Origin of the sequence: Streptomyces sp. f51 (assembly GCF_037940415.1) — a bacterium.
Taxonomy (GTDB): Bacteria; Actinomycetota; Actinomycetes; order Streptomycetales; family Streptomycetaceae; genus Streptomyces.
This window is the reverse complement of record NZ_CP149798.1, coordinates 6,897,203-6,919,043: the sequence shown is the minus strand read 5'-3', so window position 1 is coordinate 6,919,043 and position 21,841 is coordinate 6,897,203. Positions and strand designations below refer to the sequence as shown.

Annotated in this window: 19 protein-coding genes; 11 read left to right on the top strand and 8 right to left on the bottom strand. The window is 71.7% G+C overall.

Translation table 11 applies throughout. The annotated features are described in order from the left end of the window. Nucleotides 1-43: 43 nt before the first annotated feature. The 3 genes from WJM95_RS29950 to WJM95_RS29940 all read right to left on the bottom strand — a co-directional run bounded on the left by WJM95_RS29950 (nucleotide 44) and on the right by WJM95_RS29940 (nucleotide 3,423). A complete protein-coding gene (locus tag WJM95_RS29950) occupies nucleotides 44-997 on the bottom strand; it encodes a DUF389 domain-containing protein (RefSeq protein WP_339133362.1) in 954 nt (317 codons plus the stop codon). 107 nt (nucleotides 998-1,104) lie between these two features. Beyond that, nucleotides 1,105-1,539, bottom strand: a complete 435-nt coding sequence (locus WJM95_RS29945) for a hypothetical protein (protein WP_339133360.1) — start codon at nucleotides 1,537-1,539, stop codon at nucleotides 1,105-1,107. Between the two features lie 105 nt (nucleotides 1,540-1,644). Beyond that, the gene (locus WJM95_RS29940) at nucleotides 1,645-3,423 is read right to left on the bottom strand and encodes a cation:proton antiporter (protein WP_339133358.1); all 1,779 of its coding nucleotides are present in this window, start codon (nucleotides 3,421-3,423) and stop codon (nucleotides 1,645-1,647) included. Nucleotides 3,424-4,216: 793 nt separating this feature from the next. Here WJM95_RS29940 and WJM95_RS29935 point away from each other — a divergent pair. Beyond that, nucleotides 4,217-6,454 (top strand): RICIN domain-containing protein, encoded by a 2,238-nt coding sequence (locus WJM95_RS29935; RefSeq protein WP_339133356.1) that lies wholly within the window; start codon nucleotides 4,217-4,219, stop codon nucleotides 6,452-6,454. 32 nt (nucleotides 6,455-6,486) lie between these two features. Next, complete coding sequence (locus WJM95_RS29930) at nucleotides 6,487-7,809, top strand: RICIN domain-containing protein (RefSeq protein ID WP_339133354.1); 1,323 nt, start codon at nucleotides 6,487-6,489, stop codon at nucleotides 7,807-7,809. Nucleotides 7,810-7,895: 86 nt separating this feature from the next. Here WJM95_RS29930 and WJM95_RS29925 read toward each other — a convergent pair whose 3' ends face one another. Beyond that, entirely contained in the window at nucleotides 7,896-8,717 is an 822-nt protein-coding gene (locus WJM95_RS29925; protein WP_339135940.1) for a DUF1206 domain-containing protein, read from the bottom strand. A gap of 11 nt (nucleotides 8,718-8,728) precedes the next feature. Further along, nucleotides 8,729-9,127 carry a hypothetical protein gene (locus tag WJM95_RS29920; RefSeq protein ID WP_339133352.1) on the bottom strand — a complete coding sequence of 133 codons (399 nt, stop codon included), beginning with the start codon at nucleotides 9,125-9,127 and terminating at the stop codon, nucleotides 8,729-8,731. Between the two features lie 194 nt (nucleotides 9,128-9,321). Between WJM95_RS29920 and WJM95_RS29915 the strand changes: the two genes are divergently transcribed. From WJM95_RS29915 to WJM95_RS29890, 6 genes are all read left to right on the top strand, one after another. Next, the gene (locus WJM95_RS29915; protein ID WP_339133351.1) at nucleotides 9,322-10,245 is read left to right on the top strand and encodes a MurR/RpiR family transcriptional regulator; all 924 of its coding nucleotides are present in this window, start codon (nucleotides 9,322-9,324) and stop codon (nucleotides 10,243-10,245) included. A 292-nt stretch (nucleotides 10,246-10,537) separates the two neighbouring features. Continuing rightward, on the top strand, nucleotides 10,538-10,921 hold the full coding sequence (locus tag WJM95_RS29910) for a hypothetical protein (RefSeq protein ID WP_339133349.1): 384 nt from the start codon (nucleotides 10,538-10,540) through the stop codon (nucleotides 10,919-10,921). A 49-nt stretch (nucleotides 10,922-10,970) separates the two neighbouring features. Beyond that, the gene (locus WJM95_RS29905) at nucleotides 10,971-11,867 is read left to right on the top strand and encodes an MBL fold metallo-hydrolase (protein WP_339133347.1); all 897 of its coding nucleotides are present in this window, start codon (nucleotides 10,971-10,973) and stop codon (nucleotides 11,865-11,867) included. A gap of 97 nt (nucleotides 11,868-11,964) precedes the next feature. Further along, a complete protein-coding gene (locus WJM95_RS29900) occupies nucleotides 11,965-12,309 on the top strand; it encodes a YkvA family protein (protein ID WP_339133345.1) in 345 nt (114 codons plus the stop codon). An 87-nt stretch (nucleotides 12,310-12,396) separates the two neighbouring features. Continuing rightward, nucleotides 12,397-13,800, top strand: coding sequence for a CAP domain-containing protein (locus WJM95_RS29895; RefSeq protein ID WP_339133343.1), 1,404 nt, complete (start codon nucleotides 12,397-12,399; stop codon nucleotides 13,798-13,800). A 247-nt stretch (nucleotides 13,801-14,047) separates the two neighbouring features. Further along, complete coding sequence (locus tag WJM95_RS29890; RefSeq protein WP_339133341.1) at nucleotides 14,048-15,301, top strand: serine hydrolase domain-containing protein; 1,254 nt, start codon at nucleotides 14,048-14,050, stop codon at nucleotides 15,299-15,301. Between the two features lie 24 nt (nucleotides 15,302-15,325). Here WJM95_RS29890 and WJM95_RS29885 read toward each other — a convergent pair whose 3' ends face one another. Together WJM95_RS29885 and WJM95_RS29880 are read right to left on the bottom strand one after the other, a co-directional pair. Continuing rightward, entirely contained in the window at nucleotides 15,326-17,671 is a 2,346-nt protein-coding gene (locus WJM95_RS29885) for a glycosyl hydrolase family 65 protein (RefSeq protein WP_339133339.1), read from the bottom strand. Further along, complete coding sequence (locus WJM95_RS29880) at nucleotides 17,668-18,405, bottom strand: beta-phosphoglucomutase family hydrolase (RefSeq protein WP_339133337.1); 738 nt, start codon at nucleotides 18,403-18,405, stop codon at nucleotides 17,668-17,670. The genes WJM95_RS29885 and WJM95_RS29880 overlap by 4 nt, the downstream gene beginning before the upstream one ends. A 121-nt stretch (nucleotides 18,406-18,526) precedes the next feature. Between WJM95_RS29880 and WJM95_RS29875 the strand changes: the two genes are divergently transcribed. Beyond that, nucleotides 18,527-19,195 carry a nucleoside/nucleotide kinase family protein gene (locus WJM95_RS29875; protein WP_339133335.1) on the top strand — a complete coding sequence of 223 codons (669 nt, stop codon included), beginning with the start codon at nucleotides 18,527-18,529 and terminating at the stop codon, nucleotides 19,193-19,195. A gap of 195 nt (nucleotides 19,196-19,390) precedes the next feature. Here the strand turns inward: WJM95_RS29875 and WJM95_RS29870 are convergent, their stop codons facing one another. Further along, nucleotides 19,391-20,149, bottom strand: coding sequence for a peptidoglycan-binding domain-containing protein (locus WJM95_RS29870; protein ID WP_339133333.1), 759 nt, complete (start codon nucleotides 20,147-20,149; stop codon nucleotides 19,391-19,393). 295 nt (nucleotides 20,150-20,444) lie between these two features. On the opposite strand from WJM95_RS29870, the gene WJM95_RS29865 reads away from it, so the two are divergent. Both WJM95_RS29865 and WJM95_RS29860 read left to right on the top strand, forming a co-directional pair. Continuing rightward, nucleotides 20,445-21,125 carry a DUF6445 family protein gene (locus tag WJM95_RS29865; RefSeq protein WP_339133331.1) on the top strand — a complete coding sequence of 227 codons (681 nt, stop codon included), beginning with the start codon at nucleotides 20,445-20,447 and terminating at the stop codon, nucleotides 21,123-21,125. Between the two features lie 221 nt (nucleotides 21,126-21,346). Continuing rightward, complete coding sequence (locus WJM95_RS29860; RefSeq protein WP_339133330.1) at nucleotides 21,347-21,706, top strand: luciferase family protein; 360 nt, start codon at nucleotides 21,347-21,349, stop codon at nucleotides 21,704-21,706. Nucleotides 21,707-21,841: the final 135 nt, after the last annotated feature.

The window sequence follows — 21,841 nt, the reverse complement described above, 5'->3', positions numbered from 1 at the left end:
AACCGGACGTCCTCGCTCCGCGCGCCCTCGCGGGCCGGTGCCCTCACCCGCGGACCCGGCCGCGTTCGCGGCTGCCCGCCATGCGCCAGACGGCCCGCTGGCCCCGCAGCGTGAGCGCGCCCACCACGATCAACACGGTCACGTTGATGAGGAGTTGGACGAACGACCCGCGCGCCTCGGTCCAGCTGCCGAAGGCGGCGGAGACGCTGAGGTCGGCCGCGGCCGGGATGGTGGTGACGGAGATGAAGACACCCAGCAGGGCGCTCGTCCTGGCCTCGCTCAGGGAGACGACGCCGACGATGCCGGCCAGCGTGGCGACCGCGAACGAGAAGAAGTCCGGTGTGGAGATGAGACGCGAGACCGGGCGTACGTTCAGGTCGAACGCCCTGGACTCCAGACCGAAGCCGCGGATCATCAGGGCGAAGAGGAACGTGACGGCGATCGCCAGCGCGAACCCGGCCGCCAGGGCGGTCAGCCCTTCGCGGACCCGCCTCCCCGAGCGCCGGTCGATGCCGAGCGCGACGCTCACGATGGCACCGTACTCGGGTCCGACGACCATCGCCGCGACGATGAGGATCTGGGAGTTGGTGACGATGCCGACCGCTCCGATGAGACCCGCGACCACCAGGTAGAGGTAGAAGCTCGGCGCGTACGTGCCCTGCGCGCGGATCCGGGCCTCGACCTCCTCCCAGACCGGCGCCCGGGACAGCACCCCGAGCCGCTCGGCGCCCGCCCGCCTGGCGTGGCCGGTGAACGCCATGTCCACGGGCTCGATGACGACGGAGCCCACCTCGTCGAGGCGCAGCTCCCGCAGTCCGCGCAGGACGTTGTTCGCCCCTCCGGTCAGCACGTCGCAGGCGAGGGCGTCGCCGTCCGGCTTCCGGGCGGCGCCGGGCTGCACCACGAGGTTCACGACACAGGGGTCGGCCGCGAGCAGGGCGGTCACGGCGCCGGTCAGCGCGGCGGGACTCACCATGCGCACATGGATCAGGTCCATGCGGGTACCTTCTGTCGCTGATCACGGCCGCCGTCCCACCCGGCGAGGCACTCGGGCGGGGGCGCCCGGGCGGTTGCGCCGCCGGTACGGCCCGAGGTCGTGTCCGGCTACACCCGCGCCCCGTGCACGTGCTTCGGCTCGGCCAGCAGCCCGTAGATGACCAGCAGGGACACGAGCATCGTGAACAGCGACCACCACGGGTAGACCGGCAGGAAGATCATCTGCGCGACCAGACAGAACGCGGCCAGGCAGACACCCGCCAGCCGCGCGCCCCTGGAGCCCACGAGCACACCGAGGCTCAGCACCGCCATGACGATGCCGATGGCGACGAAGATCCAGCCCCAGGCGGTGTAGTTGAGGATCAGCAACCGGTTGCCCCCGGAGTACACCTTCGAGTAGTAGCCGTGGTTGAAGACCGCCACGAAGCCGGTGAGGAGGTTGAACAGAGCACTGACCATCAGCAGGACTCCGGCGAAGGCCACCCAGTGCGAGCGCTCCATCGGCGGTACGAGGTCGTCTGGCTCGGAATCTTGTCGCTGCATGACAACCATGAGATCCAGCCGGAGGGCGGAGCGCAATCCACGCTCGACCGTTGGTGTCGTACGAGGCCGGCGGGGCCGTCGGGGTGCGGGCCGCGCCGCACACCGTCAGCCCGGCCGCACGGGCTCCGGTGTCCGGGCCGGACCGAGCAGGATCGCGGTGTCACGCGGCCCCGGCCGCGGGGTACGGGTGTCGGTGACGGGGTCGAGCCGCCCGTCGGGGCGTACGAGGAACAGCAGCGTGTGTCCGTCCGGAAGGCCGGCCCCGGTGGACCGGGAGACGATCCGGGCGCCGTTCGCGTAGCGGCGGGCCAGTTCGAGTCTGCTCAGCCCGGCCCCGAACAGGGTGTCACCGCTCGTGTAGGGGGCGACCACGCCGTGGCTGAGACCGGGCGGCCCCAGCCGGTGGACGAAGCCGTCGACCGTGCCGCGCAGGGTCTCCGAGGCCAGCGCGTTGAAGTCGTCCTCCTCGGTGAGCAGCAGAACGCCGGTGATCCCCTCCAGCTCCGCCCCCTCGCCGGTGGCCGCGGCGAGCAGCTCACCCGGGGCCAGGCCGAGCCCCGCGTCCCTGATCCGGTCGCGCTGCTCCTCCCGTCCGGCCCACATCAGCACGTCGAGACCGGCGGAGCGCAGCGCGCGGCCCAGGTCGACCGCCCAGGGGTCGCCGCCCACGAGCAGCGGGCGGGCCCGCGCGGGGCGCAGCACGCCGAGGCGCCGGGCGACGGGGTGCGCGCTCAGCCCGTACAGCGTCACCGTGGCGACGATCACCAGGAAGGTGGCGGGCAGGATCTTCTGGGCGCCGCCCACGTGATCGGCCACGAGCGTGGCCGAGAAGGTCGAGGCGGTGGACGCGGCGACGATGCCGCGCGGGGCCATCCAGCCGATGAACGCCCGCTCGCCGCGCGGCAGATCGGTCCGGACGGTAGACAGCAGGGCGACCAGGGGTCTGACCACCAGGACCAGGGCGGCGACGAGACCGAGCGTGGGCAGGATGATGTGGCGCAGGGACGCGGGGGTGACCGTGGCCGAGATCGAGATGAACAGCAGCCCGATGATCAGCGAGACCAGGGTCTCCAGGAAGGGGCGGCGCGCCGGGAGGGCGACACCCGGCAGATTGGCGAGGGCCATCCCCATCACGATCGCGGCGATGAGCCCGGTGTCGTCCCGGATCGCGTCGCACAGGGCCGCCACGCCGACCGCGGCGGCGAGTTGCGCCGTGGTGCCCAGGACCTCGCCCAGGTGCAGCCGGGTCAGGAGGAGCCACAGGACGGCGGCGCCCACCGCTCCCCCGATCAGTCCGACGGCCGAACTCGCCACGAACTGGCCGATCTTGCCCCGCACGTCGCTGCTGCCGCTCGCGACGACGGCGTGGAAGACGAGGGCGCCGAGGATGCCGCCGACCGGATCGATCAGCGAGCCCTCCCAGATCAGGATCCGCTGGAGGCGTTCGGTCGGGCGCACGAAGTGGAGCAGGGGGCCGACGACGGTGGGTCCCGAGACGACGAGGATCACGCCGAGCATGACCGCCGAGCTCTTCGACAGGCCCAGCAGCGGTACCGCGAGCACGGCGGTGACGGCCCAGGTGATCAGGACGCCGATCCAGATGAGCCGGGCCACGACCCGGTGCATATGTCCGTGCAGTCTGCTGACGTCCAGGCCGAGTCCGGCTTCGTAGAGGATCACGGCGACGGCGAGGGAGACCATCGGGGAGAAGGCGTCTCCCAGCAGTTTGTCGGGGTTGACGATGTCGGTGAGCGCGCCCGCGGTGAAGCCGACCGGCAGCAGGACGATCAGGGCCGGGATGCGCAGCCGGCTCGCCACGAGCTGGGAGCCGACGGCCAGGACGGCGATCAGCCCGAGGCCCTGGAGGATCTGGTTCTCCGTCATGGCTGCCTCCCTGCCGCTGGTTTCGGCCGGCGGTCGGTTCGCCGCGGTCCGTTGTCCGGGAGTCCGTCCCGGGGCGAATGAAGGAGGACCGTACGAGTCGCCGCGCTGTCCGTCCGCTGTCCGCTGTCCGCTGTCCGCTGTCCGGGGAGGCTTCGGGTGCGGCGGCCCCGCACCCGAGGCAATCACTCCCGCCGGGGGTCGGCGACGGCCAACTCGCCCCGCTCGGCCGTTGGGAGTAGCCGGGTCCCTCAGGCGGAGCAACGGCCCGGCGTCGGGACCCCGCCGCCCCGGCGGTCCTCGCCTCGGCCCGGCACGCACGGCGCCCCGGAAGTGATCCGGGGCGCTGTTCCGCGGCAGCCGCTTCCCTCGCCGCGGGACACGAACCGGCGGTGCCGGTCGGCGCGGTGGCCGGCGGTTTCCGTGTCTCTCCAGGACAGGAGTCACCGACCCGGAACCAGAGTGCCCCCTGATGCGGGCGGGGCGGGTGTGGTTCGCCATCACGTCATCACCATGTAAGGAACCACACACCCGACGCCGGACCGCGAACGCCTCATACGCCTCATACGCGTCATACGCGTCATACGCGTCAACACCACGGACAGGAAGCCGAGTTCAGAGTGACGACCGTCCTGATTGTTTCAACTCATCGTGCTTACAGGCCAATTGACGGGGTTCTTTGCTTCACATCTTGACGTCTTTGGTGCAGACCTTTAGGTTCACCCATCACCACGGCCCCATGGATGAGTTTGACGTTCACGGACGTGAACCCCCCACCAGCTCAGGAGTGTCCCGCATGTCCAGATTCCCCCTGCCCGGATCCCGAAGAGGGCCCCGGCGCCGTCGAACGGCCAGGCTGCTGGCGGTGACCGCGCTCGTGACGACGACGGCATCGGGCCTGACGGCCGCCTCGCCGAACGCCACCGCGCAGACCGCGCAGACCGCCGCGATTCCGGCCGACTGGGCCACCGTCGTCAACGCGGGCAGCGGCAAGTGCGTCGACGCCCGCGCCGCGGCGACGGCCGACGGCACGGCGGTGCAGCAGTACACCTGCAACGGCAGCCAGGCACAGCAGTGGCGGTTCTCCGCCACCTCGGGCGGGTACTCCCAGGTCGGCAACCGGGGCGACGGCACCAGGACCTGGGACGTCACCGGTGTCTCGACCGCGGACGGCGCGCCCGTGCAGCTGTGGGCGTACGGCGGCGGCGCGAACCAGCAGTGGCAGGCCGTGGCGGAGACCGGCGGCGCCTACCACTTCGTGAACCGGAACAGCGGCAAGTGCCTCGACGTCCCGAGCGCCTCCACCTCCGACAGCACCCAGCTCCAGCAGTACACGTGCAACGGCACGGCGGCCCAGTCCTTCTACGTGAACGCGGCCGACGCACAACAGCCTCCCGGAACACCGGACCTGGGCCCGAACGTCACCGTCTTCGACCCGTCGACGCCGGCCGCGACCATCCAGAGCAGCCTCGACTCGGCGTTCGCCCAGCAGGAGACCAATCAGTTCGGCACCGCCCGCAAGGCGTTCCTCTTCAAGCCCGGCACCTACAGCGCCGACGCGAACGTCGGCTTCTACACCCAGGTCGCGGGCCTCGGCCTGTCCCCCGACGACGTCGACATCCGCGGCGCGGTGCACGCCGAGGCCGACTGGTTCCAGGGCAACGCGACCCAGAACTTCTGGCGTTCGGCGGAGAACCTGTCGGTGACCCCCACCTCCGGCTCGGACCGCTGGGCGGTGTCGCAGGCGGCGCCGTACCGGCGTATGCATCTGCGCGGCAACCTGGCGCTGGACGACGGCGGCTGGTCGAGCGGCGGCTACATGGCCGACACGAAGATCGACGGTCAGGTGAACTCCGGCTCGCAGCAGCAGTGGCTGTCGCGCAACACCGAGTGGTCGAACTGGACCGGGTCCAACTGGAACATGGTGTTCGTCGGCGCGCGGAACGCCCCCGCGAACAGCTTCCCGAACCCCCCGTACACGACGGTGGGCCAGACGCCGGTCTCCCGCGAGAAGCCCTTCCTGTACGTCGACACGGCGGGCGCCTGGAAGGTCCTCGTGCCGTCCGTACGCACCGACTCCACCGGAACCAGCTGGAGTTCGGGCACCCCCGCGGGTACGTCCCTGCCGCTGTCCGACTTCTTCGTGGTGAAGCCCGGAGCGACGGCGGCGCAGATGAACGACGCGCTGGCCCAGGGGAAGAACCTGCTGGTGACGCCCGGGGTCTACCACCTCGACCAGACGCTCAGGGTCACCAGGGCCGACACCGTGGTGCTCGGACTCGGTCTGGCCACCCTCGTCCCCGACAACGGCCTGACCGCCATGACGGTCGCGGACGTGAACGGCGTCCAGCTCGCCGGGCTGCTGATCGACGCGGGCACCACCAACTCCGCGCAGCTGCTGGAGATGGGACCGAGCGGCTCCTCCGCGGACCACAGTGCCGACCCGAGCTCCCTGCACGACGTGTTCTTCCGTATCGGCGGCGCGGGCGTCGGCAGGGCGACCACCAGCCTGACCGTCAACAGCGACGACGTCATCGGCGACCATCTGTGGCTGTGGCGCGCGGACCACGGCAGCGGGGTCGGCTGGACGAGCAACACGGCCGACACCGGGCTGGTCGTGAACGGCGACGACGTGACCATGTACGGCCTGTTCGTCGAGCACTACCAGAAGTACCAGACCGTGTGGAACGGCAACGGCGGCCGCACGTACTTCTACCAGAACGAGATGCCCTACGACCCGCCCAACCAGGCCGCGTGGATGAGCGGTTCGACGCAGGGCTACGCGGCCTACAAGGTCGCCCCCTCCGTGACGAGCCATCAGGTGTACGGCTTCGGCAGCTACTGCTACTTCAACGTCAACCCGGCCGTCGCCGCGGAGCACGCCGTCGAGGCGCCCGTCACCGCGAACGTCCGCTTCAAGGACCTGGTGACCGTGTCCCTGGGCGGTACCGGAACCATCCGCCACGTCGTCAACGACCGGGGCGGACCGTCCAACTCCTCCACCAACGTCGCCGACCTCGTCAGCTACCCGTGACCACCCCTGACACGTACGGGAAGGAGAACCGGATGCGCCTCAGCGAATCCGTACCGGCGCGCGATGTCCGGCGGGTCCCGGTCCCACGGGTCCTCGTCCTGCGGGTGCTCGTCCTGCTGGCGGCCCTGCTCGGCCTCGCGTCGCCACCGGCCGCGCGCGCGAACACCACGGCGGCCCCGTTCAAGGTGCTCGCCCTCTACAACGGCACCTACGACGCGGCCCACATCAGCTTCGTCCACGAGGCCGACGACTGGTTCCCCAGGCAGGCCGCCGCCAACGGCTTCACCTACACGGCCAGCAACGACTGGGACCTGCTCGCCAATGGGGGCGTGAAGGCGTACCAAGTCGTCCTGTTCCTCGACGACCTGCCGCAGACCGCGGCCCAACGCGCGGGATTCGAGCAGTACATGCGCGGGGGCGGCGGCTGGATGGGCTTCCACGTCTCCGCCTTCACCACCGACGCCCAGAGCTGGTCCTGGTACCACGACCAGTTCCTCGGCAGCGGGAACTTCAGGTCCAACACCTGGGGACCGACCACGGCCGTCCTGAAGGTCGAGGACCGCACGCATCCCTCCACCGTGAACCTGCCCGCCACCTTCACCTCGTCGGTCAGCGAGTGGTACAGCTGGTCCAACGACCTGCGGCAGAACCCGGACATCCGGATCCTCGCCTCGGTCGACCCGAGCAGCTTCCCGCTGGGCACGGACCCGAACCAGTCGTGGAACAGCGGGTACTACCCGATCCTGTGGACCAACACGAAGTACCGGATGCTGTACGCGAACTTCGGCCACAACGCGATGGACTACGCGACGAACACCACGCTGTCGTCGACGTTCGCGAGCACGACCCAGAACCGGTTCCTGCTGGACGGGCTCAAGTGGCTCGGCGGAGCGGACACGTCCGTGCCCCCGGCGGACCCGATCCCGGAGACCACCTGGTACTCCGCGGCCGGCACGGGCAACGGCACCTGCTTGGACGCCCGTTCGGCCGGCACCGCGAACGGGACCGTGGTCCAGCAGTACGCGTGCAACGGCACCGGGGCCCAGCAGTTCCAGTTCCGTCCGACGGACAGCGGCTACACACGGATCGCGCTGCGGCCGGCTCCGCAGCAGGTCGTCGATGTCACCGACCGCTCGGCGGCCGACAACGCGCCGCTCCAGCTGTGGAGTTGGTCCGGCGGCCAGAACCAGCAGTGGCTTCCGGTGAGGGAGGGCCCGGGGCGCTATCACTTCGTCGCCCGCCACAGCGGCAGATGCCTGAGCGCGGCGGCCTCCGCGGCGAACGGCGTCCAGCTCACCCAGCGCGGGTGCGACGGATCGGCCGCCCAGAGCTTCACGCTCACCGCTCAGCCCTGACGGACGCGCGGGGGGTGGCTCCGCCGCATCGGCGGCGGAGCCACCCCCCGCGACACCCCTCGGTCAGGTCGGCCGGCGGCGTGGGCTCACACCCTGCGCCACCGTGCCATCGCGAACGAGAACAGTCCGAACAGGACGAGACCGGCCGCGACGCAGGTCAGCAGCCACGGGCCCATCGGCGCTCCGGCGAAGGACCGCAGTGTGCCGTCCATCCCCTTGGCCTGGTCGGGCCGGTAGTCGACGGCGGCGCGGACCGCGAAGGCTCCCGCCCCCGCGAACACCACACCCCGCGCGGCGCCGCCGCCCACGCCCGCCGTGTCCACGGCCCGGCGGACCCGCCGTGACATCTCGCCGAGCTTGAGGTGCTTGTGATACTTGCGCATCACGGCCCGTACCGCGATCCAGCCACCCGCGACGACCAGGCCCACCCCGGCGGCACCGACGATCCACTGGCCGCCGGGCATCCCCAGCGCCTTGGCCGTGACGTCACGGGACTGCCGGTCGCCCGAGCCGCTGCCGCGCGCGCCGGCCGCGAAGGCCAGCACGGAGTAGGCGACGAACCCGTAGAACACGCAGCGAGCGGCCGCCATCAGGCGTTTTCCCGCCTTGCCGCCGTCCTGTCCCGCGCCCCCGAACACCGCCTCGGACAGCCGCCACAGCGCCATGCCGACGAGCCCGGCGCCGAGGGCCCACAGCAGAACCGAACCGAACGGCTTCGTGGCGATCTCCTGAAGGGCACCGCTCCGGTCGGCCTGCCGGCCGCCGCTGTCGCCGAAGGCGATGCGCAGGGCCAGCAGGCCGACCAGGACGTAGATCACCCCCCGGGCGATCAGCCCGGCGCGGGCCGCGCCGTCACGTGCCGAGCCCGTCGCCGCGCGGCGGACACCGACGTCCCCGCCCCGGGCCATCGCCCCGGCGTTCACACGGACCGCGTCTCGTGCGCCGTACCCGAATCCAGCCGCAGCTTCATCTGAACCTCCTGGTCACCGGCCTCCGTGCCCAGTTCGTGCACGGTGAAGGCGGCACCGAGGGCCTCCCGCAGCCGCTGTGTCGCCCGGGGACCGCCCTGTGCCTCCACAGTCGGCTGCCCCGAAAGTTCCACGACAGGCCCGGCGGGACCACCGGGATCACCCGCGGTGTCGAACAGCACGGTCCACACCGTCGGCCGGCCGCCCACGGACTCGTGCGGCTCGTCCGCCCTCTCCCGGTCCGCGGTGAAGCGGCCGCACAGGACGCCGAGCACCGCTTTGGCGTCGGTCGCGGAACAGTCCCCGAGCATCACGTGGACCGTTGACGCGGGCAGTTGTTGCACGCTCATGAAAACCCTCTCCCTCGCGTCTGCGAACAGACGGGCACGCCCACGGACGGGCCCGCCGTGACGCTTGTCCGAGTACCCCTCGAACACGCGTGAAACGAGGAACGCAGGCATTGCTTGCGCCAATACCGGCCCAGGTCAGAAGGGTCGGTGAGCTATGTTGAGTTCTCGTGGGACATGAAGGAGGACGCGCACCGGTGCCATCGCCGCAGCAGGCACGCGCACAGGCATCCGCGATCACCTCGGGAAAGACGGCGCCCGAGGCCGACGTGGCGCCCACGTCCCAGCTCAGGGAGCTGTTCGACGGCCCGCGGCTCTCTCCGGGCCAGCGGCGCATCGCCCAGTATCTGATCGAGCACATCACCGAAGCCGCTTTCCTGTCGATCACCGACCTCGCCGAGCGGGTCGGCGTGAGCCAGCCCTCCGTGACCCGTTTCGCGGCGGCCGTCGGCTTCAGCGGCTACCCCGCGCTGCGCGAGAGCCTCCAGGCCATCGCGCTCAGCACCCTGGGCAGCACTCCGGGCACCCCGGCCGAGGTCACGAGCAACGAGCTCCAGGCCGCGGTGGACGCCGAGATCGAGAACCTGGAGAACCTCAGGCGGGACTTCACCGACCCGGACCAGATCATCCGCGTCGGCCGGGCGCTGTCGCAGTCGGCGCCGCTGACGGTCCTCGGGCTGCGGATCTCCGGCTCGCTGGCCGAGTACTTCGCGTACGCGGCCCGTCGCATCCACCCGGACGTGCGGGTGGTGACGCGCGGCGGCTCGGTCGCGTACGACGCGCTGCTCCAGTCGCGCGAGGCGGGCGGCACCTGGGTCCTGGCCTTCGGGATGCCCCGGCACGCCCACGAGACGCTCACGGCGATGCGGGTCGCGCGCAGCGCCGGCCTCCAGGTGGCCCTGGTCACCGACCTCGGCCTCGGCCCGCTGGCCGACGAGGCGGACGTCACGTTCGCCACCGGCACCGGTTCCCGGCTCGTCTTCGACTCGTACGCCGCCCCCGTGGTGCTGTCCGCCGCACTGCTCCAGGCCATGACCGACGCCGATCCGGAGCGCACCCAGGCGCGCCTGGAGGAGTACGAGCAGGTCGCCGAGCAGCACCAGTTCTTCCTGCGCGACTGACACCGTCCCGTCCCACATCCGGCCCCGGCCGCATCACGGGATCATTCACAACAAAGCACGCATGAATGTTTTCATGCCCTTGCGCTTACGGCGGCATATATAAATACTTCTTTCGGATCGTGCCCCGGAGGCTTCCTGGTCACGACCCATGAGCACTCGGGGCCCTCCGCTCCTACCCGCATCGGGTCCCGGGTGTTCGAGCGGGTCTCGCCTGCGAGACCCGTGGTGGCGGCCCCGGTACCCCTATGCCGGGGCCGCCCCCAGAGTCCCCCGCCGACGTACCCCGGAAGCGATGAACATGGCCCTGACGTATTCACCGATCACCTCGGACTGGCCGTGCCAGGTCAAGACCCCCGGCAGCTTCGACTGGGAGCGCTCGGCGGTGAAATGGCTGCGCGAGCTCGTACCGAGCCGTTACGCGAGCTACCCCGTCCTGCACAAGCACCCCGTCCTGCTCGCCCGCCACGCGCACCTCCAGGTGCAGCAGGAGATACGGGTGGCCCGCACGGCACTCCAGACCGCCCGCTCCGAGCTGCCCGGCCTGGGCCTCCAGGAGGGCGTGATCGAGCACTCCATCAAGATGTACGCCGCCGAGGTGATGCAGCTCCAGCACATCGCCCGCAGCATCCGTACGGTGTCCCAGGCGCTCGTGGACCACGCCCACCAGCGAAACTGATCTCCGGGCCCCTGCCGAGGCCCGGCAGGACCGAGCCCAGGGAGACGGCGTGGACAGTGCAGGCAAGCGGACCGACGGCGTTCGCGGAGGCGGTGGAGCCCCGGCGGCCGCGCCGCTCGACGTGCGGTGGATCCACGGCTCGCCCTCGGCCAAGCACAACACGGACCCCGACATCCAGGTCCACGCCTACGACGAGAACACGGTCGTCCTGCGCCAGAACATGGCGGTCGACTACGAGGCGCCCTTCATGTTCCTGCTGTTCGGGACCGCGCGGGCCGTCCTGATCGACACGGGCGCCACGGCCGCCGCCGACCACTTCCCGCTGCGCCGGGTCGTCGACGAGGTGATGGAGTCCTGGCTGGCCGTGCACCCCCGTGACGACTACGGGCTGCTGGTCCTGCACACCCATCCGCACGGCGACCACATCGCCGGGGACGGCCAGTTCACCGGCCGTCCCGGAACCGAGGTCGTGGACGCCTCCCTCGACAGCGCCTGGGACTTCTTCGGGTTCCACGACGATCCCGACGCCGTCGCCCGGGTCGACCTCGGCGGCCGGGTGCTGGAATGCCTGGCCACGCCCGGGCACCACGAGGCAGCGGTCACGTTCTACGACCCCTGGACCGGGATCCTGTTCACCGGCGACACGGTCTACCCCGGACGTCTGTACGTCGAGGACTGGCCGGCCTTCACCCGTACCGTCGACCGGCTGATCGACCTGTGCGAACGGCGCCCCGTCACCCATGTACTGGGCTGCCACATCGAGATGACCCGGGAACCGGGGCGTGACTACCCGGTGCGCACGACGTACCAGCCCGACGAGCCACCGCTCGAGATGACCACGGAGCAGCTGCTGGACCTTCGCCGGGCCGTCGAAACCGTCGGCACGCGGCCCGGCAGGCACGTCTTCGACGACTTCGTCATCTGCCGCCGCGACACCCGGGAGTGAGGGAAGCAACGCCCGGACGGCCCTGCCGGAGCGGTAACCGGGGCAGGAGCGGGCACACGGGTGGGGAAGGCCACCCGACGACTCTCTGGACGGACGCATGGACTCGACCTCGTGGACCCTGGTCCTCGTCATCGGCGCGGTACTCGCGGCCGCCGCGCTCGCGGTGGCGCTCGTACTCCTGCGCCGGCTCGTGCGCACCCGCCGTGATCTGCGGCGGGCCGGACTGCCGACCGGACCCCGCTGGGTGTTCTGGGGCGCCGTCGTCTATCTCGTCCTGCCGACCGATCTGCTGCCCGACCCCATATACCTGGACGACATCGGCGTCATGCTGCTCGCCCTGCGCTCCCTGCGCGCCGCGGCACCCCCTGTACCCCTGCGGGCGACGGCCTCCGCCCTGCGCGGCTCCGGCCGCCCGATCACACGCCGGTCGCGGGAACCGTAGGACACGGGCGGTCCGTTGAGCGGTCGACGGCCCGTGTCCTGCGCCCCTGGCGGGAGGGCACGGATCACGACATCGACGGGCGGCGGCATGAGCGAGCTGGTTCCCGGGGGCAACACACCCCTGCCGGACGGGGTCCTGACCTTCAGCGTCCCGGGCCCCTTCGACCTGTCCGCGCTGATCACCGACGACGGCGGCAAGGTGCGCGGCGACGGCGACTTCGTCTTCTACAACCAGCCGGCCGCGCCCGGCGTCCGGCTCGAAGGCGACCGTCTCACCGTCGATCCCCCGCGGCTGCGGCCCGGAGCGACGCGGGTCACCCTCCTCGTCAGTCCCGCGGATCTCACCACCGCCCTCGGCCGGCTGCCCGCACCCACGGTTCACATCACCGCGTCGGACGGCCGCTCCCTCGCCCGGTTCACGCCGCCCCGGCCGCAGCGGGAGACCCTGCTGCTCCTCGCCGAGCTCTACCGGCGCGGTACGGCCTGGAAGGTCCGTGCGCTCGGGCAGGGCTACGCCGACGGACTCGCGGGCATCGCCCGGGATTTCGGCGTCGATGTCACCGAGGACGGCCCGCCGTCGGCCGGCGTACCGGAATCCGGCGTGCCGGGAGCCGGGTCCGTCGCGGCCGCGCGGGGCGGGTCTCCGCGAGCTTCCCGGGGCCACCGCGGCGCGGGCACGGGCCCCGGCTCGGGCTCGGGCCCACGCCCCGACCCTGGAACCGAGGATTTCCTGGGTCCGGTGAACTCCGCTCGTGCCGCCGCCGGTTGCCCGCCCGTCCGCCTCGACGACCGGCTGACCGCCGCCGCGCGGGACCACGCGGGTGCCATGGCGGCCCGCGGCTCGCTCGGAGTGGAGAGCCCGGACGGCGTCAGCGTCTACCACCGGGTCGTCTCGGCCGGTTACCCGTACCTGACCATCGGCGAGCATCTGGTGTCCGGGCCGCGCTCCCCGCGGGAGTTCGTCGAGTACTGCCTGTCCGCCGACCAGCCACGGCGCACGCTGTGCGATCCCGCCTTCGACCAGGCGGGGATCGCCCGCGTCCCCGACCCCCGCACGGGCGACGTGTACTGGACGGCTTTGTGGGCGCGGCCGTTCAGCCCCGCGGGCCTGGAGCGGACGGCACGCGAGGTCGTCGCGCTCACCAACACCGAGCGGGCGGCGGCCGGGCTGCCGCCCCTCGGCACCGATCCGACGCTCACCATCGCCGCCCAGGCCCACAGCGCCGACATGGTGGCCCGCGACTTCTACGCGCACGTCTCCCCCGAGGGGAGCCAACCGTGGGACCGCGCCGCCGCGGCGGGGTGTACCCGGGGTGCCATCGGCGAGAACATCGCCTGTGGACAGCGCTCCCCCGCCGAGGTCGTCCGGGGCTGGATGGACAGTCCCGGTCATCGCGCCAACATCCTCAAGCCGGACTTCACCCACATAGGCATCGGCCTGGCCGGGGGCAGCAGGGCGGGCACGTACTGGACCCAGCTCTTCGGCGGCTGAGCCGACGTCGGCCCTCGGTCTCCCGGACGGGCGAGTCGAGCCCGTCCTCGACGGGTGGGTGTGGCGGGGCGGCCCCGGTGCGGCTGCTTTCCGCCAATTCGCCGATTCCGGCCCGCCGTTTCCGCTCCATCCCCCGGCAATGCGACAGGTGGGCCGCTTCAGCGCGTACAGATGGTGCCGTCGCCCGCGTCCGCGGCGCGGTCCGGGCCGGGACGCGAGCCGGCAGATGGCACTCGGGAGAAAGCACATGGTCTCAGCAACGGCGGTTACGGGGACGGCGCTGGGCGCGGTCATGGTGTCCCTGCTGGCGGCCCCGGCACAGGCCGGGACGCCCACGGGCGCGGGGCACGCCCGCACCGGACGGACCGCGGTGGCCGCCGCCGCGCCGGACGACGCGGGTCTGCGGGCGATCCTGCGGACGGCACTCGCCCAGGGGGCACCCGGCGCGATGGCCAGGATCGACGACAACGGCACGGTGCACCGGCTGGTCGCGGGGGTCGACGACCGGGCCACCGGGCGGACCATCAGCACGAACGACCGGTTCCGCGTCGGCAGCGTCACCAAGTCCTTCTCCACCGTGGTGCTGCTCCAGCTGGTCGACGAGGGCAGGCTCGAACTCGACAAGCCGGTCGACACCTATCTGCCGGGACTGCTGCCCGACGACCGGATCACCGTGCGGCACGTACTGAGCCACCGCAGCGGTCTGTACGACTACACGAACGACATGTTCGCCCGGTCGGTCTCCGGCTTCGAGGCGGTCCGCAACAAGGTGTTCGGCTACCGCGACCTGGTGAGACTGTCGTTGCAGAAGCCGCGCACCAACGCGCCGGGTGCCGCCTACTCCTACTCGAACACCAACTTCGTCGTCGCCGGCATGCTGATCGAGAAGCTGACCGGACACACCGTCGCCACCGAGTACCAGAAGCGCATCTTCACCCCGCTGAACCTGAACGACACGTTCTACGTCCATCCCTCGACCACGATCCCGGGCCGCCACGCCAACGGGTACCTCACGTCCGACACGGCGGGGGCGCCCCCGGTGGACGCGACGAAGCAGACGGTCTCCTGGGCCCAGAGCGCGGGTGCCATCATCTCCACGCCGCACGACCTGGACACCTTCTTCTCCGCCCTGCTGCGCGGCAGGCTCATGTCCGCCGCCCGGCTCACCGAGATGACGAAGTGGACCCGGGTCAACAGCACCACGTCCTACGGACTCGGGCTGCGCCGCCGTGACCTGTCGTGCGGGATCTCCGTGTACGGGCACACCGGCACCGTGCAGGGCTACTACACGTACGCCTTCACCACGAAGGACGGCAGGCGCAGCCTCACCGCGCTGGCCAACACCTCCAACAACACGGCCGTGCTCAACACCATGTACCGCACCCTGGAGCCCGCGTTCTGCGGCACGTCCGCGGCCAGGTCCGCCGCGCGCAGTGCCGTCCCCGGCGCGGCGCCAATGGAGGACCACGAGGACATCGCGCCCTCCGTCACCCGCGACTGACGCGCGGCGGGTCCGTGCCGCGTCTCATCCCCGGGAGTTCGGCCGCCGGTGCGGCGGCTGGTCCGGGGCGGGGCGCGGCCGCTGCGGCGGTATGGGCAGGCTGCGCGGCTTGTCGGCGTCGACGGTGAGGGTTTCGCGGTGGTGGCGGATCTCCAGCGGGCCGCCGGACGCGAGCGTGTAGGTGGCGGCGTCCTGCCCGATCTCCACGCGCAGCCGGCGGCCGAGGACCTCCAGGGAGAAGGCCAGGCGGCTGAAGCGTTCCGGCAGCCGGGGCGCGAACTCCAGGGTGTCCCCGTGGTGGCGCAGCCCGCCGAAGCCGGCCACCAGCGCCGTCCAGGTGCCGGCGAGCGAGGCGATGTGCAGCCCGTCGCGGGTGTTGTGCTCCAGGTCCTCCAGATCCATCAGCGCGGCCTCGACCAGATAGTCGTAGGCGAGGCCGGAGTGGCCGGTCTCGGCGGCGATCACGGCCTGGCAGCAGGCCGACAGGGAGGAGTCCCGGACGGTGAGGGGCTCGTAGTAGGCGAAGTCGCGGGCCTTGTGCTCCTCGTCGAAGAAGGGACTGCACTTGTACAGGGCGAGGACCAGGTCGGCCTGTTTGACGACCTGTTTGCGGTAGATGTCGAAGTACGGGAAGTGCAACATCAGCGGGTACTGGTCGGGGCGGGTGGCGGTGAAGTCCCAGCGCTGGCCGCGGGTGAATCCGGCGTGCTGCTCGTGGACGCCCAGTTCGTCGTTGTACGGGACGTGCATGGCCTCGGCCGCGTCGCGCCAGGCGGCGCTCTCCTCCTCGTCGACGCCGAGCTCCGCGGCCCGGCGGGGGTGCCGCTCGACGGCGTCGGCGGCGGCCAGGAGGTTCGCGCGGGCCATGAGGTTGGTGTACGTGTTGTCGTCGGCGACGGCGCTGTACTCGTCGGGCCCCGTCACCCCGTCGATGTGGAACCCGCCCCGGTGGTCGTGGTGGCCCAGGGAGCGCCACAGCCGTGCCGTCTCGGTCAGCAGCTCGACGCCGGTGTCGCGTTCGAAGGCCGTGTCGCCGGTGGCGGCGGTGTAGCGGACGACGGCGTCGGCGATGTCGGCGTTGACGTGGAAGGCGGCGGTGCCGGCCGGCCAGTACGCCGAACCCTCCGGTCCGGCTATGGTCCGCCAGGGGAACGCGGCTCCGCGCAGGCCGAGTTGGGCGGCCCGTTCGCGGGCGGCAGGAAGGGTGTTGCGGCGCCAGCGCAGCGCCTCGGCGACGGCGCCGGGCGAGGTGTAGGTGAGCAGCGGCAGGACGAAGGTCTCGGTGTCCCAGAAGGCGTGGCCGTCGTAGCCGGAGCCGGTCAGGCCCTTGGCGGGGATGGCGCGCTGTTCCGCGCGGGCGCCCGCCTGGAGCACGTGGAAGAGGGCGAAGCGTACGGCCTGCTGGATCTCCTCGTCGCCGTCCACCTCGACGTCGGCGCGGTCCCAGAAGTCGTCCAGGTAGGAGCGCTGTTCGTCCACGAGCCGGGACCAGCCGCTGTGCCGGGCGGCGGCGAGGGCCGCGTCGACCTGGTCGCGCAGGGCGGGCAGGGAGCGGGTGGCCGACCAGCCGTAGGAGACGGTCTTCTCCAAGCGCAGTGCGCTGCCCGGCTCCAGCACTGAGGTGACCGTGAGGCGGGCGAGGTCGTCGCCGCTCTCGCCGCTCAGGGTGGTCCCTTCGGGTCCCGTGACGGTGTGGTCGGCGGCCGCCGCGACCCGCAGGCCGCTGTGCCGGGTGCGGTGCAGGAGTCGCAGACGGCCGCCCGCCGCGAAGTGTTCCTCCGCCTCCAGCGGCGCGTCGAGGGCGACGGCCGTGCGCGGATCGCCGTCGTGGCCGGGCAGTTGTTCGTTGGCGACCAGCTCCGACTGGACGACCACCCTGATCGGGCTGTCGACGGGCTCGACCTCGTAGGCGACGGCCGCGATCGCCCGCTGGGTGAAGGAGACGAGCCGGGTGGAGCGCACCCTGACCGTGGAGCCGGCCGGTGAGGTCCACTCGCAGGTGCGGGTGAGCAGCCCGGTGCGCAGGTCGAGAACGCGCTCATGGGAGCGCAGCCGGCCGTAGCGCAGGTCGAAGGGTTCGTCGTCGACGAGCAGCCGGACGATCTTGCCGTTGGTGACGTTGATGACGGTCTGTCCGGACTCCGGATAGCCGTAGCCCGCCTCCGCGTAGGGCAGGGGATGCGTCTCGTGGACGCCGCCGAGGTAGGAGCCGGGCAGACCGTGGGGCTCGCCCTCGTCGAGGTTGCCGCGCCAGCCGATGTGGCCGTTGGCGAGAGCGAACACGGACTCGCTCTGCGGCAGCAGGCCGAGGTGCAGTTCGCTCTCGCGCAGGGCCCAGGGCTCGACTCCGTACGACGCGTGCGTGATCACGCGCGCTCCCCCAGTTCGTCCAGATCCTCTACGACGACGTCGGCGCCGTGGGCGCGCAGGGCGTCGCTCTGGCCCACGCGGTCCACGCCGACGACGTACCCGAAGTGGCCGGAGCGGCCCGCGTCCATGCCGGCGAGCGCGTCCTCGAAGACGGCCGCCCGGGACGGATCGACCCCGAGGTCCTTCGCCGCGGCCAGGAAGGTGTCGGGGCGCGGCTTGCCCGGCAGCCTCCGCTCGGCGGCGACGACACCGTCGACCCGCACGTCGAAGAGGTCCTCCGCCCCCACCGAGCGCAGGACGTCGCGGCAGTTGGCGCTGGAGGAGACGACGGCGGTGCGCAGGCCGCGGGCCCGTACCGCCTCGATGTAGCGCAGGGTGCCGTCGTAGGCCTCGACCCCGTCGGTGCGGATCATGTCGAGGAGGAGCTCGTTCTTGCGGTTGCCGAGGCCGTTGACGGTGGCCCGGTCCGGCGGGTCGCCGGGGGTGCCCTCGGGGAGTTCGATGCCGCGTGAGGCGAGGAAGGACCGTACGCCGTCGGCGCGGGGCATGCCGTCGACGTGGGCGGAGTAGTCGGCGTCGTCGAAGGGGCGGAAGCCGTCGCCGTCGCGTTCCCGCAGGAAGTCGTCGAACGTCCTCTTCCAGGCGGCCGCGTGGACGACCGCGGTCTTCGTGATCACCCCGTCGAGGTCGAAGAGGCACGCCAGGATCTGTTGCGGCAGGCCGAGCTCAGTCATACGAGGAGTCTGCCCCCGGGATCCGTCTCCAGCGGGTGTCGAGCGCCACATCACCGCCCTGGCCCAGGGTGATACTTGAGGGCATGGAGATCGCTGTTGCCGTGCCCCGGTGCGGGCTCGTATGACCGAGGCGTGCGCGTCCTTCGAGGAGTTGGCCGAGCGGGCCGCCGCGCTGGTGCGGCCCGGCCGCCGCGCCCTGCTCGGGATCGCCGGGAGTCCGGGGGCGGGCAAGACGACGCTCGCCGAACGGCTGGCCGCGCGGCTCCGCGAGGTCGCGCCGTTCCGTGTCGCCCATGTGCCGATGGACGGGTTCCATCTGGCGGACGCCGAACTGGACCGGCTGGGCCGCCGGGACCGCAAGGGCGCTCCGGACACGTTCGACGCGGCGGGGTACGCGGCCCTGCTGCGCAGGCTGCGCGAGGACGAGGAGGAGCTCGTCTACGCGCCCGGTTTCGAGCGTGTCCTCGAACAGCCGCTGGCGGGAGCCATCGCGGTGCCCCGGGACGCCCGTCTGATCGTCACCGAGGGGAACTACCTGCTGCTGGGCGAGGACGCGTGGCCGCGGGCCCGCGCGCAGCTCGACGAGGTGTGGTTCTGCGAGCTCGACGAGACCGAGCGCGTCCGCAGACTGGTCGCACGGCACGAGGAGTTCGGGAAGGACCACGGCACGGCGGTGGCCTGGGTGCTCGGCACGGACCAGCGCAACGCCGATCTCGTCGCCGCGACCCGGGACCGCGCCGATCTGGTGGTCGGTCCCGCGGTCGTCGGGCAGCGGGCCGGCGGGGGCTGAGCCCCGCCTGGCGCCGGACGGGCGGGAGCCGGGTCGGCGCCGGACGGGCGGGGTCGGCGTCGGACGGGCGGGAGCCGAGGCGGCGTCGGACGGGCGGGAGCCGAGGCGGCCGTACGACCTTCCCTGCCTCCGGCCGTGGTCGGGGAGGCCGGGGCGGAGGGAGCGACCGTCACCGCGCCACCGCCCCGGCCGGTCTCAGGGGGCCGCCGTCCTGGATTCCAGGTCGGCCCGGGTGTCGTTGCCGTAGACGCCCGACTCGTCGCCGCGGATGCCGTACCAGAGCTGGAAGCGGGCGACGGCGGCACGGAGGGTGGCGTCGTAGGTGCCGTCGGTGCTGCCGTGTTCGTACACGTTCGGGATCCGGCGCAGCCGTTGCTGAAGGGCCGTCACCTCGGGACCGCTGTCACCCTCGCGGAGGGTTCCGGTGCCGTCCGGATCAGCGGCACCGGCGCCGGACCCCACGGTCGAGGAGTGTCCCGCCGCTCCCGTGGAGGCGTCGCCCCGGTCGGCGCCCGGCAGCAGGAGTGCCAGCGCGAAGCCGGTCAGGCCCGCCGCCACGATCCCGAGAGTGATCGCGGCGCGGCGCAGTCCCGCCCCGCGCGGCGGGCCGTGGGCACCCTTGGGCCGGTCCGCGGCCGGGTGCCCGCCGATCGCGGACGACTCGGGGGCCGTGGCCGCCCCGGAAGGCGGCGGGGTGTCGGCCGTGTAGTCCTCGCCTTCGAGAACCGGGGGCAGTTCCTCGGTCTCCTCCTCCTCGAGGACGGGCAGGAGCCGTACCGCGGGTGCCGGCGCCGGGAGCGGTTCGAAGCCGTCGTCCGCGTCGTCCATCCCCTCCTTCTCGCGCACCTGCCGCAGCAGCTCCGCGAGCGATTCGGAGCGACGGCGGCGCTCGATGTGCGTGGGTTCGATCACGGAGCGCCCGGAGGACCCCCCGCGTTCGGGCCGTGTCGGCACACTGCTCTCCTTCCGTGCACGCGGTCTCCCGCCGTCCCTGTGCACTGATACGCGGGCACGGGCCGGGGCGTTCACCGCTCGGTCACACCGGTGATCACGCCGGAAGGTCCGCCGCCGCGTCCGGTTAGGAAGGGGTGAACTGAGGCTCCCTGAGCGGTTGTTGGCCTCCGTCCGTCCCGTACGGCCCCGCACGGACGCCGGACGCGCCGGTCTTGGACGTTCCATGAACCGAGTTGGCGGAAGGTTGACCAATTCCGTGGCGATCACTGACGGACGCGTCTATAGGGTCGGCCGCATGCCCCCACAACCCCCGAGGTCACCGGCGTTGCCGGTGCTCCCCTACCGGAAACCCACCCGTGACCGGGACTACTGGGTCTTCGACGACGTACTGCCCGACCCGGATGCCGTGCGGGCCCGGTGTGTCGACAGGGACGACTGGACCAAGGGCCATCCGTACACCGCGGAGAGCTGGCCGGGCATGCGGACGATGCCCGGTCTGGAGCCGGACGAACTGGCACGCGTGGAGCGGCTCGTGCGGAAGGCCACCGGGGCGCAGAAGCTGTGGCAGCAGTCGACTCCCTCGGGCGCCACGCTCAACCACAACTGCGTCCAGGTCGTCGGCAGGGACGAGGGGGAACCTCGTCCCCACACCGATTCCCGTGCCCTGTGCCGTTACGCGGCGGTGCTCTATCTGAACCCGAACGTCCCCAAGGACTGCGGTACGGCCTTCTTCCGCCAGGCCCTGCCCGGCGGGCGGCTGGGCGGCAACGTCGTCGTCGCCCCGCACAACAATCTGGTCGAGGCGCTCGGAACACGGTTCGTCCCGCCGGACTCCTTCGTCGAGGACATCCGCGTACCGCACCGCTACAACCGACTGCTCCTCTACAACGCCAACCTGATGCACAGCGCCACCGCCTACTGCGGCACCACCATGGACGACAAGCGGATGACCGCGGTCTTCTTCTGGATGGCGTGATCGGGAGCCGGCACCCGCCGGGCCCCGTGAGCCTGTACGGCCCCGGACCGTCGAGTCCGGGGCCGTTCCGCGTCCCGCCACCCGTGTCTTCCGGGGCGTTCCGCGTCCCTCCCGCCGGCGTCCCGGATTACCAGGCGAAATCCGGGCATTCCCAGGCGGCCGCCGGATTACGTTCCCGCCAAGTCCTGGTGGCCGACAGATGTGCTCGTCATGATGGGCGCATGACCTTGGCCTCCAGAGCCATGACGCGACTGGCCGACTGGCCGGACCTCGCGGAGTCCCCGCCGAGTTGCGGCACGGGGCGGGCACTGTGCGCGGCGCAGTGCGAGATCATCCACTTCCACTCGGATCACGATGTCGACCTGCACCTCACCGACCGGGCCATCCGGCGCTTCGAGGAACACCTCAGGACGTCGACGGCCGTCCGCATGGTGCCCGGTTCCCGCTGGGTGACCATCCATCTCGAGGTCGACTCGGACATCGACCTGCTGCTGACCCTGGTCAGCGTCGCCCTGCAAGCCCACCGGAACGGGCACATGGCGGGCGACGACATCTTCTCGCCGACCTGCAACGACCACTGACCGTACCTGCGGGCGCGCCGGCAGGAGGACGTCGAGCCTCGGCACTCGTGCGGGAACGAGTGCCGAGGCTCTTCTCACCGTGTCATCCGGGGGGTGATGACAGCGGTGCGTCAGGGGCGGGTGCCCGTCACGCCC